This is a genomic window from Paenibacillus whitsoniae (assembly GCF_003955665.1).
Classification (GTDB): domain Bacteria; phylum Bacillota; class Bacilli; order Paenibacillales; family NBRC-103111; genus Paenibacillus_E; species Paenibacillus_E whitsoniae.
On sequence record NZ_RXHU01000014.1, the window covers coordinates 50,804 to 68,901 of the forward strand.

14 protein-coding genes and 4 pseudogenes are annotated in these 18,098 nt (G+C 46.3%); 14 read left to right on the forward strand and 4 right to left on the reverse strand.

Annotation, left to right across the window (positions count from 1 at the left end; genetic code table 11):
- The first annotated feature begins 63 nt into the window (after positions 1-63).
- Complete coding sequence (locus EJQ19_RS04305) at positions 64-576, forward strand: P-loop nucleotide/nucleoside kinase family protein (RefSeq protein WP_126139965.1); 513 nt, start codon at positions 64-66, stop codon at positions 574-576.
- A gap of 87 nt (positions 577-663) precedes the next feature.
- Here the strand turns inward: EJQ19_RS04305 and EJQ19_RS04310 are convergent, their stop codons facing one another.
- Positions 664-2,376, reverse strand: coding sequence for a copper amine oxidase N-terminal domain-containing protein (locus EJQ19_RS04310; protein ID WP_126139966.1), 1,713 nt, complete (start codon positions 2,374-2,376; stop codon positions 664-666).
- Positions 2,377-2,644: 268 nt separating this feature from the next.
- Here EJQ19_RS04310 and EJQ19_RS31710 point away from each other — a divergent pair, with 268 nt between their 5' ends.
- From EJQ19_RS31710 to cntE, 11 genes and pseudogenes are all read left to right on the forward strand, one after another.
- A complete protein-coding gene (locus EJQ19_RS31710) occupies positions 2,645-2,785 on the forward strand; it encodes a hypothetical protein (RefSeq protein WP_164716310.1) in 141 nt (46 codons plus the stop codon).
- 194 nt (positions 2,786-2,979) lie between these two features.
- The gene (locus EJQ19_RS04315; RefSeq protein ID WP_164716311.1) at positions 2,980-6,048 is read left to right on the forward strand and encodes a type 2 lanthipeptide synthetase LanM family protein; all 3,069 of its coding nucleotides are present in this window, start codon (positions 2,980-2,982) and stop codon (positions 6,046-6,048) included.
- Positions 6,045-8,183 carry a peptidase domain-containing ABC transporter gene (locus tag EJQ19_RS04320; RefSeq protein ID WP_126139968.1) on the forward strand — a complete coding sequence of 713 codons (2,139 nt, stop codon included), beginning with the start codon at positions 6,045-6,047 and terminating at the stop codon, positions 8,181-8,183. The genes EJQ19_RS04315 and EJQ19_RS04320 overlap by 4 nt, the downstream gene beginning before the upstream one ends.
- A gap of 15 nt (positions 8,184-8,198) precedes the next feature.
- Positions 8,199-8,723, forward strand: a complete 525-nt coding sequence (locus EJQ19_RS04325; protein ID WP_126139969.1) for a TlpA family protein disulfide reductase — start codon at positions 8,199-8,201, stop codon at positions 8,721-8,723.
- Complete coding sequence (locus EJQ19_RS04330) at positions 8,720-9,142, forward strand: vitamin K epoxide reductase family protein (protein ID WP_126139970.1); 423 nt, start codon at positions 8,720-8,722, stop codon at positions 9,140-9,142. The genes EJQ19_RS04325 and EJQ19_RS04330 overlap by 4 nt, the downstream gene beginning before the upstream one ends.
- Before the next feature lie 144 nt (positions 9,143-9,286).
- A pseudogene (locus EJQ19_RS33005) lies at positions 9,287-9,421 on the forward strand (hypothetical protein); the annotation flags it as partial.
- A 79-nt stretch (positions 9,422-9,500) separates the two neighbouring features.
- A pseudogene (locus EJQ19_RS04340) lies at positions 9,501-10,212 on the forward strand (PAS domain-containing protein); the annotation flags it as partial.
- A 91-nt stretch (positions 10,213-10,303) separates the two neighbouring features.
- Positions 10,304-10,615, forward strand: a complete 312-nt coding sequence (locus EJQ19_RS33010; RefSeq protein WP_126139974.1) for a PAS domain-containing protein — start codon at positions 10,304-10,306, stop codon at positions 10,613-10,615.
- A pseudogene (locus EJQ19_RS04355) lies at positions 10,591-10,821 on the forward strand (ATP-binding protein); the annotation flags it as partial. The gene EJQ19_RS33010 and the pseudogene EJQ19_RS04355, both read left to right, overlap by 25 nt.
- Positions 10,822-11,040: 219 nt before the next feature.
- Positions 11,041-11,592 (forward strand): glutathione peroxidase, encoded by a 552-nt coding sequence (locus tag EJQ19_RS04360; RefSeq protein ID WP_126139976.1) that lies wholly within the window; start codon positions 11,041-11,043, stop codon positions 11,590-11,592.
- A 4-nt stretch (positions 11,593-11,596) separates the two neighbouring features.
- Positions 11,597-12,301, forward strand: a pseudogene (gene cntE / locus EJQ19_RS04365) (staphylopine family metallophore export MFS transporter CntE); the annotation flags it as partial.
- Between the two features lie 70 nt (positions 12,302-12,371).
- Here the strand turns inward: cntE and EJQ19_RS04370 are convergent.
- From EJQ19_RS04370 to EJQ19_RS04380, 3 genes are read right to left on the reverse strand one after another with little or no spacing between them, the layout of a single operon-like run.
- On the reverse strand, positions 12,372-13,460 hold the full coding sequence (locus EJQ19_RS04370; protein WP_126139978.1) for a GerAB/ArcD/ProY family transporter: 1,089 nt from the start codon (positions 13,458-13,460) through the stop codon (positions 12,372-12,374).
- Positions 13,461-13,473: 13 nt separating this feature from the next.
- On the reverse strand, positions 13,474-14,625 hold the full coding sequence (locus tag EJQ19_RS04375; protein WP_164716312.1) for a Ger(x)C family spore germination protein: 1,152 nt from the start codon (positions 14,623-14,625) through the stop codon (positions 13,474-13,476).
- Entirely contained in the window at positions 14,609-16,060 is a 1,452-nt protein-coding gene (locus EJQ19_RS04380; RefSeq protein ID WP_241242727.1) for a spore germination protein, read from the reverse strand. Before EJQ19_RS04380 ends, EJQ19_RS04375 begins: the two co-directional genes overlap by 17 nt.
- A 166-nt stretch (positions 16,061-16,226) precedes the next feature.
- Between EJQ19_RS04380 and EJQ19_RS04385 the strand changes: the two genes are divergently transcribed.
- Entirely contained in the window at positions 16,227-16,526 is a 300-nt protein-coding gene (locus tag EJQ19_RS04385; RefSeq protein WP_126140046.1) for an ArsR/SmtB family transcription factor, read from the forward strand.
- A 367-nt stretch (positions 16,527-16,893) separates the two neighbouring features.
- A complete protein-coding gene (locus EJQ19_RS04390; protein ID WP_126139980.1) occupies positions 16,894-18,060 on the forward strand; it encodes an iron-containing alcohol dehydrogenase in 1,167 nt (388 codons plus the stop codon).
- Positions 18,061-18,098 lie beyond the last annotated feature (38 nt).

Here is an 18,098-nt window from a genome sequence, read left to right on the forward strand (position 1 = left end):
CAGCCGTCATTGTGCTAAAGCAATTATCGTTATCCATTTTATTTTTTGAAGGAGGCGAGTTTAATGCTATATATATTTAGTGGCTTGCCAGGCAGCGGGAAGTCCACGTTATCGTCAGCTTTGGCTAGAGAGTTACAGGCCGCGTATCTCCGGGTTGATGTCGTGGAGCAGGCTATGCGGGATGCTGGAACTTGGGTAGATGGACCTGCGGGTTACATCGTAAGTTATGCAATTGCATCGGAGAATCTCCGGTTGGGCCTCGACGTGATAGCAGATACAGTCAATCCTATACAAGTAACGCGCCAAGCTTGGCGCAACGTGGCGGAAAATCTTGAAACTCCGTTTGTGGAAATCGAAGTAGTCTGCTCTGATGATCGTGAACATCGACATCGAATCGAAACGCGTGTAGCCGATATTCCCGGCATTGTTCTACCTACGTGGGAGAAGGTCAGGAACCGACAGTACGATGCTTGGGACCGAGATCACATTGTCATCGACACAGCTCATCAAACTGTGTCCGAAAGCTTGACGACCTTACGTGAACAGTTGGATCGGGAGCGTAGAAAAATCAGTTGACTGCACTCCCTCAGAGACGATAGTTAGGCGTCAGTACCCAGAAAAAAGAAGAACCCTTGGAAAGTATCCAAGAGTTCTTCTTTTTTGTTATTCATAGTCGGCCAGTCCGAGATAGTGCAGAGAGAACAGGATTTCGAAGCTGTTCGCGGAATACGAACCTTCGACTCCGGACAGTTTCCGGAGGGTGTTCTTGTTGGCCACGGTCAAGGCGGCGTAGGCAGCGTCAGCCTCAAAGAAACTTTGCAGGCGGGGCTTTCCGTCACCGATCGCTTCATAGTATTTGTAAACAAAAAAGTACGGATTGTCCCACTCCAGATGCTCCTTGTCGACCACGACGTAGTCGTTCCAGTTGTCGCCAGTCTCGCCTTCTGGCGTAGGGACGGGAAGCCATAGGTAATTATAGGCTCCTCTACCGAACTGAGGGACGGTATGGGCGATAGGGTTGATCATTTTCCCCTTTGCTAGGCCGTCATGGACGACGCTGTCCGCGTCCAGGCCCGCAGCGGCGTCGAAGTTCCAGAGGAAGGCCGTATAGTAGTTTGTGTTCAAGCCGATGACGCTTTGGCGGTCGAAGAAATACTCCATACTATCCTTTTTCAAAGAAGCCCCACCGCTGTCCCCTCGGCTGCCCACCACAAGGTCCATTACTCCGATCTTATTCTCCTTAGCCAAGTTCGAGGCCAGATCCTTATAATAGATGCGCTGATTGGTATCCTTGAAGAGGCCAAATTCTTTATCTTCTTTTAAACGTTTTATGAAGAATGCAAGGTCATCTTGGGCGGTGTCCAGCCCTTTTTGATACTCGACTGGGGCAGAAGCGGCAACGGTCGGAACGGATTTTCCTACAGTCTGCTTGTGGTAGGCATCGTAGTTGTCAATGTACTTGGCGATTTCGCCTTTCGTCAGCAGAAGGCGGGAGACGGGCCATTCTGGGATAACGTTGATCGGAAGCTTCTCCTGAACAATTCCATAGACGGAAACGTCGTTCAGGTACTTGCTGTCGTTCTTGAAGTTGGAATAAAGGAAGTCGGACACGTATACATCATTCTTATTTTCCTCGACTCCATTCCACTCGAAGTTGCCAGGGAAAAACTTCATCTTGTGGACGTAGGTGAATGAAGGCACGTCGCTAGCCAAGCCGAAGATTTGAATCCCGGCGACTTTTCCACCGAGTTTTTTCTGCTCTACTTTCAGAGCGTCGTACAATTGAGGCGCGGTCTTGAACTGTGCCGTGTCTAGCAAAACATTATAGGTGCTCCTGAACTTGTTCATGAACAACTTAATCGAGGCCAGATCCTGGGCAGTCACCTGAAGGCTGTTGTAAACGAAGTAGTACCGACCGTCCGGCACAGCAGCACCCGTACTGATGATGACTTGATTGCGACTCTCGTCCCATTGGACGTCGGCTCCGAAACTTTCTGCGACAAACCGTGCCGGGACGAAAGTTCTCCCTTCGATTTTGGTCGCGGCGACGTCAAGCGGGACGGATTTTCCGTCGACTTCAGCTTTCGTATCGTTCAGGCGAAGAGTAACGACGATGCCATCCTTTGTACCTGTGACTGTCTGGGTAGCATCTTCCCAACCTACCTCCGCGCCTAGACTCTCGAGAATGGCTCGGAGCGGAACCATGACTCGACCGTTAATTTTTTGTGGGGAGACGTCAAAGTAGATAGGGCGACTGTCAATCGTCGCCGTGATCTCGGAGCTTTCGTCGCCGCTGGCAGTGGCGAGGTTGCCTAAAGGAAGCAGGGTGAAGATCAGAAATAGTAGGAACATGGAAGTCCATTGAAACCTTTTCACGTGGGTCTTACCTCCTAGGTTGTAGTTATGCCAATTTTTTCACAATTCCTGATTCTGGTCAATTACAAATTGGTTGGAGGGGGACAAGTTTCTGAACGTGTTGTCGAAAAGGGTTTGCGATACGCAACCGGTAAAGGGGATCCGGAAATTATTTATACGATCGTATAATACCGGAAAACCGTTTTCGATGGTAATTTATAGCAAGTGACAACAAAGTGAGTGGAGAACAAAGCAAATGACCAGGTACGCATGAAAGGAGGTGATAGAAATGGAACAACTGACGAGCGTAATCGATCTTCTGTCTGATGAAGAATTAGCCGAAATCGCAGGCGGAATGAGATGTCAGGACTGCAGCATGACTCACCAATGCGGAACTGATTTTACCGGCAATGCCGTTTGTCAAGGTTAATAGAATGATTAAGGCAGGGGGAAACCCCTGTCTGTCTTTTCAAATTGGTCATTAGAGGGAGAATTGGCATGATGATTAAAGATTGCAAATTCATAAATGCCGCTTATTTGCATGAACGGGAAATCCAAGATAAAGATGAGGGAATAGCAACTGACTCCGAGAATACAGAGCGGTGGCGCAAGCGTACAGGGCTTGTGCCGGAAGATCTGTTCACGCTCCGATTGAATAAAGAGAATCTGAATAAAGCGGAATTTGCCGCCGTTCTTAATCATACAAAGGATTTTACGCTCAAGCAGCAGCCCAAATGGGCTGAAACCCTTGAGGCTATTCTGAATCAGAAAGAGGAACAGGGCGATGAGGCGGCAAGCTTGCCTACCCTTCCGTTCTCCTCTTTTATACATCCATTCCTTTTATGGATGAGACGGAGACTGCTCGACCGGTTTCAGCAATGGGATTTGCAGGATCAATCCGCTCCCGTCAACCGCAGTGCATTGTTGGAGGATGTAGTCTCGTCGCTCAGCCAGACCCTCACACGGGTTGCAGACAGAACCCTCATTGCGGAGCTGCATCTTGCCAAACAAGCCCACGAGCTGAAGGGGGAATCGTCCGAGGAGCGTTTTCAATATTTTGTTGCACATCGCTTAAGCGCTAATCCCGATATTCTTATCATCCTTCATAAATACCCTGTGTTGGGGCGGCTGCTGACCGAATTGACCGAGAAACATACGGCGCATATTATTGAATTGCTGGAAAGATTCCAGAAGGATAAAGAGGAGCTCGAACAGCTCTGGCTGAAGGATTTCTCATGTATTGTCGGGTGCAAACGATCCGGAGATACGCATCAAGGGGGAAAAAGCGTCACTATCCTGCATTTCGCATCTGGCTCCCGTTTGCTGTACAAACCAAGATCGCTGGACATCGATAAGAAGTTTCAGGAGCTTCTGCAATGGGTGAACCGGCATGGAGCACAGCCTCAGCTGCCAGTCATGAAAGTGGTTAATAAACATGATTATGGATGGTCGGAATATATACAACACCAGCCATGCAGCACAGACGGTCAAATCAACCGTTTCTACCAGCGTCATGGTCAATATTTAGCACTATTGTATTTGCTGCAGGGAGCGGATTTTCACCATGAAAATGTCATCGCCTCGGGTGAATTTCCTTATCTCGTGGATCTGGAAATGTTATTTCACCGATACAGCGCTTCACTAGAAAGCAGCGTCAATTCTAATACAGCGGTGCAGAAGGCATCTGATTGGATGGTGGAATCCGTATTGAGAACCGGACTTCTTCCTTCCTACCGCTTGCGTTTTGGCTCTTTTGAGGGATTGGAGACAAGCGGGATCGGGGCTTTTTCCGGTCAGCTATTCAAGACGACGACCATACAGTACCAGAATCCAGGAACCGATGAGATGCGGCTGGTTAAGGTCGACCAAGCGCATTTTCAAACCGGGAATAACCGCCCCATTTTTGAGGGAACCGAAGTCAAAGCAGAAGCGTACACCGAGGATATAATCGCAGGTTTTAACCATATGTACCATCTTTTAATCGCTCATCAGGAAAGTATGGGTTCACCCGACGGACCCATAGCCAATTTTGCGTTCTGCCAGGTAAGAGTTTTGCTGCGCAACACGGATGTGTATGGGCAGATGCTGCAGGCTTCGCTACATCCGGGTCATTTGGTCAACGGCCTGGCGAGAGTCGAATTATTTGATTTTATGTGGAGGATCGCGGAAACGGTACCTGTTTTAGCCGCAGCAGTCCATTCCGAATGTGCCGATTTGCTGGAGCATGATATTCCTTACTTTTCTTCTAGCGTGAATTCGCGGGATGTATGGGACAGTAGAGGCAATAAAATCAGCGGCTTTTTCCCCAATGACGGCTTGTCGGTTTCCATGGGTAGGGTCAGGCGGCTGGGTGAAGAGGACAGGAAGAGGCAGGTCGCTATTATCCGCTCCTCTATGCTTACCTTGTTAAAAAGCTGGGAAAGTCCTTCTTTTCATCGTCTGGCAGCTTCGGATGAGATTGACGTATGCCGGCGCGATTCATTTAAAGCGGGAGCCATGGAAATTGCCGACCGGCTGGCGGCTTCGGCAATTTGGGGAGACAATCGTGATTCCGCAACCTGGATTGGAACAGGAAGAGATTCATCCGGCATGCTGCGTTACGCACCTATGGATTCGGGTATCTACAACGGGACGCTTGGGATGGCTCTTTTTTATGCTTATATGGCACAGGAAACAGGCGCCCATGACTATCGTACATTAGCCAGAGGGGCGGTTCAGACAAGTTTGGAATTTTTGAGATTCCCCGGCGCGGTATCGGGCGGCTCCGTATTCTACGGCCTGGCTTCCTACCTGTATGCTTTCTCGCATCTGGCGCCTCTCATGGGGGATCCATCTCTGCTGGAAACAGCTGTTCAATTATTACCTCGCTTCGACCGGCTTATCGAGGAAGACAAAAAGCTTGATTTAATGTCGGGCAGTGCCGGCATTCTGCTTGGCTGCCTTAGATTGTATGAACGAACCGGCGAGCCTGAGGCTCTGGCTGTCGCCAGGAAATGCGCCGACCATCTGCTGAAACATCGCGTTGCGGCAGCATCTGGAATCGCGTGGAGAACAGGTCTGACGTACCACCGGATGCTTGCCGGATTCTCGCATGGCGCGTCCGGTTATGCCGCTGCCTTAGCGCAGCTTGCCGCAGCGACAGGTGATGAGCGTTACATGGATGCGGCATCAGGAGCAATCTGCTACGAACGCAGTTTATTTGACAAGCTGGAAGGAAACTGGAGGGATCTGCGGACTGATGAGCCTTTAGCGGCGAATCCCGTCTTTTGGTGCCACGGAGCACCGGGAGTTCTGTTGAGCCGGCTCCTGGTGAATCCATATCGCCACGATGCAGAGATCCGTAATGAGATCCAGACTGCCCTTCAGACCACATTAAAACGTTGGCGGGGAACAAGCAACTGCCTCTGTCACGGGGATATGGGAAATCTTGATGTCCTGCTCGTCTGCGCAAAAGCCATGAATGATGCTAGCCTCTATGAACAGGTCTATCATCGGGCATCGCTGTCTCTAGATCATGCGCGCAAGCACGGATGGCAATGTGATGTTCCAGCTCAGTGCGACGCGCCAGGGTTCATGGTGGGACTTGCGGGAATCGGCTACGCGTTGCTGCGTCTGTCCAATCCCGAACTGCCTTCCATTCTCGCCCTGCAGCAGGCCGAAGCGCCAGTTGCTACAGGAAGTGTCGGAAGATGAGAAAACGGAGACGAGTCCCGTTCGTTGAACAAATGGAGCATTCGGAATGCGGGATCTGCTGCCTGGCGATGATTCTGGATTATTATCATTGTTATGTTCCCCTGCTTGAGTTGCGCGAGAAGGGCGGCGCGGGAAGGGATGGGGTAAATCTTCTTTCCTTGCGCAATATTGCCCGCGGTTATGGTCTTGAAGCTTACGGTCAAAGGACCGAAGTGGATAAAGGGTCTAAACTTGCCGAACCGTGCATTCTTCACTGGGAGAACAACCATTTCGTCGTACTGGAACGACTGACAGGCAGCAGGGCTATTATTGTGGATCCAGCGATCGGCAGGCGCAGCATTCCACTAACAGAGTTCAAGGAAAAATACAGCGGTGCGCTACTTGTGCTCCGTCCGACGGAGAAGCTGGCTTACCGCAAAAAAAGACCTTTGTGGATCGACTACATGAAGCTCCTCAGTCGACATACCCCGAGCGTGACCAAAATCATCGTCTGGTCCTTGTGGATCCAGATGCTTGCGCTTGTCGCCCCCATTTCCATCCGGTTTCTGATCGATGAGGTGATTGTCCCCCGGGAAACTGGAATTCTGACTGCGGTCGGGATCGGCTTTGCCAGCCTGTCCGTCATTCATCTTGCTTTTCTGCTGCTGCGCAGCAGGACGCTTGTCACCCTGCAAAATCATCTTGACTGGAATTTAATGAGCACTTTTTTTCATCGCATGCTGAGCTTGCCTTACAAGTTTTTTCAGCTGCGTTCCACCGGGGATCTGATTGTCAGGGCGAACAGCAATATGATGCTCCGGGATATCCTATCAACCCGAACTGTAACTGCGCTGCTTGACGGTGGAATGGTCGTGTTTTTTCTGCTGTTTATGCTGGACCGCTCTCCCACATTAACGGGATGGGTTGTTTTGACAGGCATGATCCAAGTCATCATACTCCTTGCGACGAGGAATAAAATCAAGCTGCTTGCACAGGAACAAATTTTAAAGCAGACGCTCGCATCCAATTCGTTTGTGGAAACGATACGGGGCATTACGGATGTCAAAGCGGGTGGCATGGAAAAGCTTGCTTATGCAAGGTGGGAACAGCTTTACAAGGAGCAGCTGGCGAGCGTGCGGAAGAGGGGGATTCTGGAAGCAAATGTGGAGAGTCTTGTCGACGGATTGCGGTTCGCGGCGCCTCTCGTTCTCCTGTGGATCGGGACGAAACAGGTTATTTCCTATCAAATGACGCTTGGCGAGCTGTTCGCATTCTTCACGCTGGCAGCTGCGTTCCTTACCCCGCTTACGACACTTGTCACGTCATTGAATCAAATGATCGTCATGGGCGCCTATCTGAACCGTATTCTGGATATTCATGAATACAAAGCTGAGCAGGATGACAGCGAAGTTCAGAAGCCGCCGACTCTGAGGGGCAAGGTAGAGCTGCGCAATGTCAGTTTCGGATATCATACCGAGAGCCCCGAGGTTATCCGGAAGGTATCGGTTACGATTAATCCTGGTCAAAAAATAGCGATCGTAGGAGCATCCGGCAGCGGCAAAAGCACATTGGCAGGGCTGCTGCTGGGGCTTTATCTGCCTACGGAGGGCGAGGTTTTTTTCGATGACCAGAACCTGACCCTGCTGGATAAACCTGCGCTGCGCAGTCAAATTGGCGTCGTCATGCAAAATACGTTTATTTTCAACCGCTCCATTGCCGAAAATATCGCAATTCATGATCCGACACTGACGATCAAGCAGATCGTGGAGGTTGCCAAAATGGCAGGCATTCATGATGAGATTATGCAAATGCCTTTAAACTATCAGACGCTCATTTCCGAAGGGGGAACGAATCTGTCGGGCGGGCAGAGACAGCGGATTGCGCTGGCCAGGGCTCTCACCAGAAATCCCGCCATTATTTTGCTGGATGAAGCGACAAGCGCGCTGGATATGTTGACCGAAAGAACCGTTGAACAGAATCTTTCCAAACTGCAGTGTACTCGAATTGTTATTGCGCACCGCCATAGCACCATAGTCAATGCCGATCTGATCCTGGTGCTGGAAGGCGGTAGCATCAAGGAGGCGGGCAGCCATCAGGAGCTTCTGGCAGGTGAAGGCTATTATGCCTCATTATACAAACAATTGCAGCCTACCTAGGAGGGGGTTAAAGAAATGCGGAAAGTTGTGATCAAGCTGCTTTTTGTTCTCGCCGCTCTCATTCCATTAGCCGGCGTATATGTGCTGAATAACGCTTCACTGGTCACGGAATGGTTTACGGATACAGGTGGAATCAAACAGGGGGAGATGATTCCCTTGGTTTCCGGCGAAGAGGTTGATGGCGGGCAGGTGGATATGAAGCAATACAAAGGAAAGAAATTCATTGCCATGATTGCCAAAATCGATTGTGAATCCTGCAAAAGCTCCTATCCCACCATCAAGAAGTGGAATGAATTATATCCCGACATTCCGCTTGTAATGGTGGGGGTGGGAGGAAAGGAAGAATACAGTCGGGTCAAGCATGAGCTGCAGTTTTCGTTTCCGATCCTCTCGGCCGATCAGGCGATGCAGGAACAATTCCTGATGAAAATCACGCCTGTCTTCTATGCCGTGGATGAAGAGGGCAGGGTGATAGAGCGGATGAACGGGTATCGGGTGAGGGACTTCAAAAAATTCATGGAAAAGGTAGAAATGATATGACCCGTCAGCGGAATACTCTCATCATCAGCATGGCAGCTGCGGGGATGTTGGTCTCTTTGTATTTATTCTGGTCGAAAATCACCAGCCAGTTTTTTTGTCCGATTGGCGATTGTAGTGTCGTGAACAACAGCAGGTATGCCTACATCGGGCCATTCCCGGTTTCCTTGATGGGGATCTCTTATTATTGTATCCTCATCCTGCTGATGGCCGTATACCGAAGAGGAGAGTATGCGTTAAAACCTGTAATTCCAAGACTGTATATTTGGGCAGGCTTCAGCTATTCAACTTATTTAAGCGGAGTTGAAGTGTTTGTGCTAAAAGCGGTCTGCATATGGTGTGTCATTTCCTATGTTCTGATGATTGGCATTACCATTGTTTCAAGTTTGAAACGTCCGAACACGAAGCCAACCACTGATTAATTGAATGGTTTTCAGCTAGCGAGTATTTCAAGTTTCACATAATTTCTTTACAAAAATGTCTCTATAATGTAGAAATCGTTATCCTTTGACGAACAGGCAGCCGGCACCGATCAATTACCGCACACGTTAGTTGCGCAGGCTTTTCATTATTCGCCGCGAGGTATGGCCTCCGTCTCTATAGAGGGGACAATCCTACAAACCAATCCTATGATTTGTAAAATTTTGGGCTTATCTGATTCCGAAAATCATCAACAGGAGTTTTCAGGAATTCATGCCTGAAGACGACTTTTTTGCACTGAGGGAGTTTTGGCTTCAATGCCTAGACGGCACGCTGAACTCCGCCAGTTTGAAAAGTCATATGGTTCACAAACAGTGTGATCTCCTACAGGTTTCCATCCTGCTATCTCTCATCAGGGACGAGTCTCGACAGCCTCTTTTTGTTATTGCTGAGGTTAGCGAAACAAGTAGAGAATCGAACAGGGCCGCAAATGAGCTTAAAGTCAAAACGATTCAATTGGAATCGTTCCTCGAACATAATGCGGATGCGATATGGATGATGAATATGCAAGATACGCTTTTAGAGGTCAATCCTGCCTTTGAAATGCTGTTTGGCTGGCCCGCCGCTGAGATTAAGGGGTCCAAGCTGCCGATCATCCCGGATTCCGAGGCGACGTTATCGCCACTTCGTGATCATCATGGAACGATCATAGGCATTACAGGCATATGCCGGGATGTGACCTCCGGAAATCGTACCAAGCAAGAGCTTCAAGTGAAGACCATGCAACTTGAATCCTTTATCCAACATAATGCTGACGCCATCTGGATGATTAATGAGCAAGATACCATTTTAAAAGTGAACCCTGCCTTTGAAACGCTGTTCGGTTGGTCTGCTGGTGAAATTAAGGGGCAAAAGTTGCCGATGATTCCGGGGGGTTCTCAAAGATCAGATGGAACACCTCCATCAAAGCATCAAAAATGGCGAAACGGTAGTCGACTTGGAAACGATCCTGCAGCATAAAAACGGCCAGCTGCTTGACGTGGAAGCTACACTGTCCCCGCTGATGGACCATGATGGACGAACGATCGGGATTACTGGCATCTGCCGTGACATCTCTGCAAGAAAACAAGCCTAACAGGAACTGAACGCTAGAACGATGCAATTTGGAGTCTTTTATTGAAAATAATGCGGATGCCATCCTGATTTGCAACAGCGATGAACGAGTCGAGAGTATGAATAAATCGTTTGAGGATCTGTTCGGGTGGCCGAAGGAAGCATTGGTAGGCATGAAGATCGCGTCGCTACCTTTTATTCCGTCTGAATACCTTGAAGAAACAAATCGATTATGCGAACGGATACGAAACGGTGTGCCCCTAAGCGGAATTGAAACGAGGCGGCTGCATAAGGACGGAGAGTACATCAATGTCATCATTTCCGCTTCACCGTTTTTCGATGGGAACGGAAAGCTATGCTGATTCGCCTTAGCGACGAAGGCTGCGGAATCCCTCCGGACGTTCTTTTGAAATTAGGGCAGCCATTTATCACAACCAAAGAGCAAGGAACCGGATTAGGATTTATGGTGAGTAAAAAAATTATTGAAAACCACGCGGGCACGGTCAATGTTCAGAGTGAAGTCGGCAAGGGCACCGTCATTGATATTCGATTGCCGATTTCCAATTAAGAAATCCCCCTTTAACAGAACTCATGTCGAAGGGGGATTCCTTATGGGAGCAGAGCTGTTATCCGACGATACAAACATAGGTGCATAATCGTGAATGAATATGGACCATATATTTGTTTTTCCTATAAAGTTAATAACTATTATATATTAGACCTATAACTGTTAGTGGCTATAATATGTATTTATTAACAATAGCATAGTTGGAGGGGGAGTGGTCTGATGTCTATTTATGATTTTCAGGTTAACTCAATTAACGGTGAGCTGGTTGAATTATCAATATTCCGGGGGAAAGTCCTCCTTATTGTCAATACTGCCAGTAGGTGTGGATATTCTCGCCAATTCGCAGGACTTCAAATGCTTTACGAAAGCCATCATGAGCAGGGTCTTGAAATACTCGGTTTTCCATGTAATCAATTTAACGAGAAAGAGCCAGGGAGTAACTTCGATGTACAGGAATATTGTAAGAGTATCTTTGGAGTGTCGTTTCCGCTATTTGAGAAATTGGAGCTTAGGGGTCCCACTGCTCATCCTCTATTTCAATATCTAACTCAACAAGCACCATTTCAAGGTTTCGATACTCAGACCTCGGGCGGTCTATGGATGCATAATTTTTTACAGGATAAGTATCCGGACATATACTCTGGTAACGGGATCAAGTGGAATTTCACAAAGTTTTTGATCGATCGAAACGGTGATGTATACGGTAGATACGAAACTGCGACGGAACCAAATGAGATAGAGTTAGATATTGAATCGCTTCTTTTAAGGTAAACAAATAATCACTATTGCAATCGTCACAGATGTGTTTGGCTATAGCATACGTATGGATAAAGAGAGGAAGCGGCCTGCAGCCAATCAGACGGAGAAACTTGGTGTGCTTCAATCCTTTAGTTAATTAATGAAAAATCCTTATCTGTTTAAATGCAGCGTCTTGATAGTGACCGCTTCAACTGTATTCGGGGCGATTACGAATTTCCTGCCGCTTTATGCCGCACAGATGAAATATGGGAGTGCCGGCATCTATCTCATGCTCCAAGCCGGAGTTGTTGTTTTGGCTCGCTTTGCATGGAGAAAGAAAATTCCCTCAGACGGAAAGTGGCATTCGTTCTTTATGATGGGTATTATTTTCATCTTGGCGATGGCAGCAGGATGCGTAAGCTATGCCATTGAAGGCGGGGGCGTTTTCTTCTATGCGGGCGCCGTACTGATGGGGATTGCACAGGCGCTACTCTATCCGGCGTTAACGACGTATTTGAGTTTTGTTTTGCCGCAGACGAGCCGAAACGTGCCGCTAGGTCTATACATCGCAACGGCTGATCTGGGTGTGTCGCTGGGAGGCGTCATTATGGGACCGATTGCGGATGCCACATCATATTCATTCATGTATATGATGTGTGCTGTGATCGGTGCGGCGATGATCGGTTTTGCCTATGATCGAAGAACGGTTTTTGTTGACGAAGGTGGAGAAATTAGGCAGTAGAGGGGGCGCTTTCCACCAAGAAGATTCACTGAAAGCCCAGATTGAGCGCACTTCACAACGTTAAAAACATTTACTGGAGGTTAGGTTTACGCTGTTTCAGGACGGCAATAATTAGCAGAAGAAGCGGTAACCCGGTGATGAAAATTGGGAGAACAACGTTTTTCCAGAATATAGGGAATGACATTTGTGATACCACAATGTTATTTGGAGAAAGTGCAATTAGAATTAAAATGACAGCGACAATTCCTGTCATCTTTCTCCACCTTATAATTCCAAATAATTTGGCTGTACCATAACTGGTCATGAACAAATACATGGATAGCTTAATGAAGATGCTGAAGATTAGGACGTTCACCGCGAGCACGTCAATATTTTGAATGAATTCCATAACGGACACATATTGACATATCGAATATACGGGGTAGATAAAATAAGTTGGCAGTACCGGACCAATAATCATACAAGTACTTGCCGCCATTACGACAAGCAGTATGCCAGCTAATGCAACCCCACCAATTGCTGTAACGGTGACTTTTCGTTGCGTAGGCAGAAATCCAATCAGCATCAACACTGCGATGGACTCTCCAAGGAATGATAACGTCCCAAGGCTTCCTTTTACTAAAGAGCTGAAACCATTCATGGGGGTTAATGGTAAAAGTCTATGTGGCTGGAAATCCTTTGTTAAAAATAAAGTTATCAAGATGATGGTTCCTACGATGAAGGGGCCGATGATCTCACTACAACGTCCTAAAGTTTGGATGCCACCATTTACGGTGTAGACCATCATCACGACCATCATAATCATAATAACCCAAATCGGTGTTTTGGAAAAAAGTGTCATAAACACGAAATCCGCGTACTCACGAAGAATAATACCCCCAACTGCAAACCAAATCACAAGATAGAATACGAAAAGTACTTTACCGAGCCACTTACCGATAATATCGGATACGAATTCATCAAACGTTTTTCCGGGATACAATAAACTCAATTTAACGGATATGTAGGTGATGACAAGGCTCGCCAGGAGAGCCAAAAACACCGATAACCATGCCACTTGGCCGCTTTCATTGAAGGCATCTCCGATAGCCAGTAATGCAGTCATGCCAATTTCCATCGTTACGAGCAGCCAGAACAGCTGATTCAAAGACAGCTTCATGTGATCCCAACTTTCATTTGACTTGAATCGAAGAATTTTGTTGTCCGAGTTGTTTGATTTCCAAATTAGTTCGAACGACGAGTTCGGAATTAACGAAGATCGTATCCCAATCCTTTTTGTGTTGTTTCCAATAGTTTGGGTGTTGTCGATACAATGTTTCTCCGATACCGAGCACGTCTAACTTAAAGGTATTCTGCACCTTATCTATGAGCCGAATCATCTGCTTGCTGATCTCCTGATTGAATGATTCTTGAAGTTTCATGAGATCAGAGTAATTAGATAACACAAGCGAAGTATTGTTTTCTTTTATGACGATATGCCCTTTAATTGCAATCTCAATTCGGATTTTGTCGGAATCCAAGGCTGTAATGCGGATTTTTCTTTTCGGTTGAAAGACAACTCCGGATGATTGACCCTGAAGTTCGGTCGTGAGAACTACATATTTGGCTAATCCAAGGATCCAGTCTCTATTATGAGCTTCTTCATTGTCAAGGTAACCCACTAACTGATTGTCATGATTGAATATAGCACGGCCATAGAACATCATCATTGGCTTAGCAAGGCCAGGGGGAAATATTTTCTGCATAACAGGCAGCGTTGGCGAACTTCCTTCTCCCTTGGAATTTATTAAATATTCAACTAAAGAACTTCCGACTATCCCCCCGGTAGCCTGATGAATTTTGATAGGCGCCATTCCCGGCAGCTCCTCTAGTGGATAGTTGACTTTCATAATATCCATCGCAGTACCATCTTTTACTACCCATATATCTGTCCGGAGTCTGCTATCTGGATCGTGGGTATAAGAGTCTAGAATTTCAGATATTCCGCTTTTTGCAAGCCTTTCTCCAATGAATAGATTGCGTCTATGCCCGCGAGTCATCGACCTTGATAGGTAACGCTGCATAATCTCGATCGATTCATAAATATTTCTGCCACTGCTTGTCTCAAGAAAATAAGACGGTTTCGATGATCCTTGTCCTTCCCCTTTTTTAGAGGGAATAAATAGTTGAGCAGTAGCAAGGTAACGTTTGTCCTTACCTTCGTCCAAATCAATCCCGCCTGCAAGATCAAAAACCTGATCGTTCAGCTCTTTTCGATCCCAGCAGCCGCATAGCAGACTCGCGAGTGTCAGGATTGATATGTAAACTTTACAGCTTCCCTTCATTACCAGTCTTCCTCCTGAACCCGGACTTTCCATATCTCATTCGACTAATATGCGTTCGTGGTGCTCTGATAAATACATCACTCAATTGCCGGAGACGTAAAGGGGAGACAGGGGACAAATACGGAACGCCGAACGGCTCCAAACGGGCCATGTGAGCTAAAAGCCCGATCGTTCCCATTGCGACTCCATATAGCCCGAACATACCTGAGAGGAGAAGCATCGGAAACCGAAGGATTCGAAAAGCGATGCTCATGTTGTAACGTGGTATGGCAAAAGAAGCAATGCCGGTCATCGAAACAACGATTACCATTGGTGCAGATACAATCCCAGCTTGGACGGCAGCTTGCCCGATGACAAGCGCGCCTACGATGCTGACTGCTGAACCTGTCGCCTTGGGCAAACGAATTCCAGCTTCACGGAGTGCCTCGAACATGAATTCCATCAATAATGCTTCAATGACGCTGGGAAATGGAACGCCTTCTCGAGCCGTCGTTATACTGAAAAGGAAATTCGTTGGCATGAGCTGTGAATGAAATGTTGTAATTGCTACGAACAACGAAGGAAGATAAAGCGAGATGGAGAAGAGAATTAGCCTTGTCCACCTCATAAGTGTAGCGAAAATGAAACGTTCATAATAATCATCTGCAGACTGAAACGTTGACCAAAACGTCATGGGGACGATTAATGCATTTGGCGAACCGTCCGTTAGTAAAGCGACTTTACCTTCTAAAATATTAGCGGCAACAATATCCGGGCGCTCCGTTAGTTGTATTTGAGGGAATGGAGTAAACGATACCTCCTCAATCATTTCTTCAATATAACCCGAATCTAAAATTGCATCCGTTCGAATGCGGTTAACCCGTTCCTTCACCTGACTCAATATGTTTTCCTGGACAATACCTTCCACATATACGATAATGACGTTTGTTTTCGATAACGAACCTATCTTGATCGATTCAAGTTTTAAACGAGTGGATTGAATTTTTTTACGAATAAGCGATGAATTTACTTCAACCCGTTCCGTAAAGCTCTCTCGAGGACCTCGAATTGACTGTTCAAATGTCGGCTCATCAATGCTGCGGCCATCTTTTGATTTCAAATCCAGCAAGATACAACTGGATCTTCCTTCGATAAATACCGCTGTTTGTCCTTGAAGAAGCAAGTTACAGACTTCTTGAATGAATCGCGTCTCGCTACTTGGCCCAACGGAAGAGATGTGAGCAGTCGTAAATAAACCACTCCATTCAGAGGAATCGGGTCGAAAGAGTTCATTGTTTAGTTTGTCTGTATCTACTAATCCGGCGATATAAATGATGAGTACGCTTTGACCGCCAGGAAGATGGATGGAGCGAAACGTAATATCGAAACAAGCATCGAACAGTTGACGCAGCATTTGTTCGTTCTCAGCTTGATTTTGAGAAATGAGTGTGTCCAACAGAATTTCACCTCACATATCCTTGCCAAAGCTATTTTTCCATTATTTCTCGTATTTATGCATAATGTGCTTACTTAGAAGTTAGATCAAAGGAATTTAATGTCTCGTCCTGAGTTTTGGAATATACAATTTGACATATCGCAAAACTGTAATGTATAATAGCGACATGGCCAACCAAATTGAAGTTTTCAAGGCACTATCCAATGAAGCGCGAATTCAAATTTTAGAATGGTTGAAAGAACCAACAATTCATTTTTCACCCCAGGAAGGGGCGGATTTAATTACAGTGGGGGTATGTGTAAGTCAAATCACTGAAAAATTAAACATGAATCAATCTACTGCCTCGCAATATCTATCCATACTTCAAAGAGCAGGATTGGTCCACGCTACACGCTTAGGGAAATGGACTTATTATAGAAGGAATGAAGATGCGATCAAAAATATTGGTCAGTTCCTTCAGAAATAAGATAATCAGAAATAAAGAAAACTGAATTCATTTATTGGATTCAGTTATTCTAAGAAATTCATATCGACAATTTCCGAATTATAAATTTTTTTTGTTTTTATATATCTATATTTTGAGATATTTATATTTATCAACTTAAGGAGGTGAGACGCTTATGTTAATATTGTCATCCTTGCAATAGATAAGTAATTATTTTGAAAGCTAACCGGAATGCGCGTTCGGGTTATGCTAGTTTCTAGATACCCTCTTTGAAAAAATAAATATCAATGCTCCAATAACATAGATGCATGTATGCCCTGAAATAGGGTGTAGCCTTATTGCTTTAGGTTAAACAATATTAATTTCAATAGAGAGAGGTATTACGAATATGGAAAATTTTGAATTTCATAATCCCACCAAAATCTTGTTTGGAAAGGGTCAAGTAAGCAACTTAAAAAAGGAAATTCCTGCATATGGCAAACGCATTTTGCTTTTGTACGGAGGCGGCAGCATAAAAAAAATCGGTCTTTACGATAAGGTGATTAGTGAACTCAAAGAAATTGGCACTCATATCATTGAGTTAGGAGGCGTTGAACCGAATCCTCGACTAACGACTGTCAATCAAGGGATTAGCCTTATAAGAGAAAATCAGCTTGATTTTATTCTTGCAGTCGGTGGCGGCAGCGTTATTGATTGTGCTAAAGCAATTGCCGCGGGCGTTCCCTACGATGGCGATGTATGGGATATCGTGACCGGTAAGGCAAAAGCATCGTCCAATTCTGTACCGATTGGCACTGTTATCACGATAGCGGGAACAGGATCTGAGATGAACGGAAATTCCGTTATCACAAATTGGGAAACGAATACGAAAGCGTTTTTCAACTCCAATCATGTACTTCCAAGATTCAGTATTCTAGATCCAGAGATTACATTCTCTGTACCTCTGGACCAGACGATATACGGCACCGTTGATATTATGGCCCATATCTTCGAACAGTATTTTCATGCTTCTAGTAACGCACCTCTTCAAGAAAAAATTGGTGAAGCGATTCTACGTACTGTCATTGAAACAGCACCAAAGCTCGTGAACGATTTGAACAATTACGAATACCGCGAAGTCATGTTGCTAAATGGTACATTGGCCTTAAACGGATTAACTGGAATGGGCGTTAGTCCGGATTGGGCAACGCATCTTATCGAACATGCCGTATCGGCCGTCCATGACATACCACATGGCGGGGGAATCGCGATTATTGCCCCGCATTGGATGGAACATGTCGCGGCCACACGACCAGAAAAAGTCGCACAACTGGGTGTTCGTGTATTCGATTTAGACCGGACAGGGAAAACAGATGCTCAATTGGCAGCGGAAGCGATCCAGTCTCTTAGAAAATTTTGGACCTCCATTGGAGCCCCTACGAAACTATCGGACTATGGAATTGATGACAAGGAAATTGAATTGATGACGGAGAGGTCTATGCTCGCCGATCAAATAGGAAACTATGTTCCACTTACAAAAGAAGACGTCAGAAAGATCTTGAGAAATTCTTTATAATGAATTATTAAGAGGGGCTGTCTCTTTGAGACAGCCCC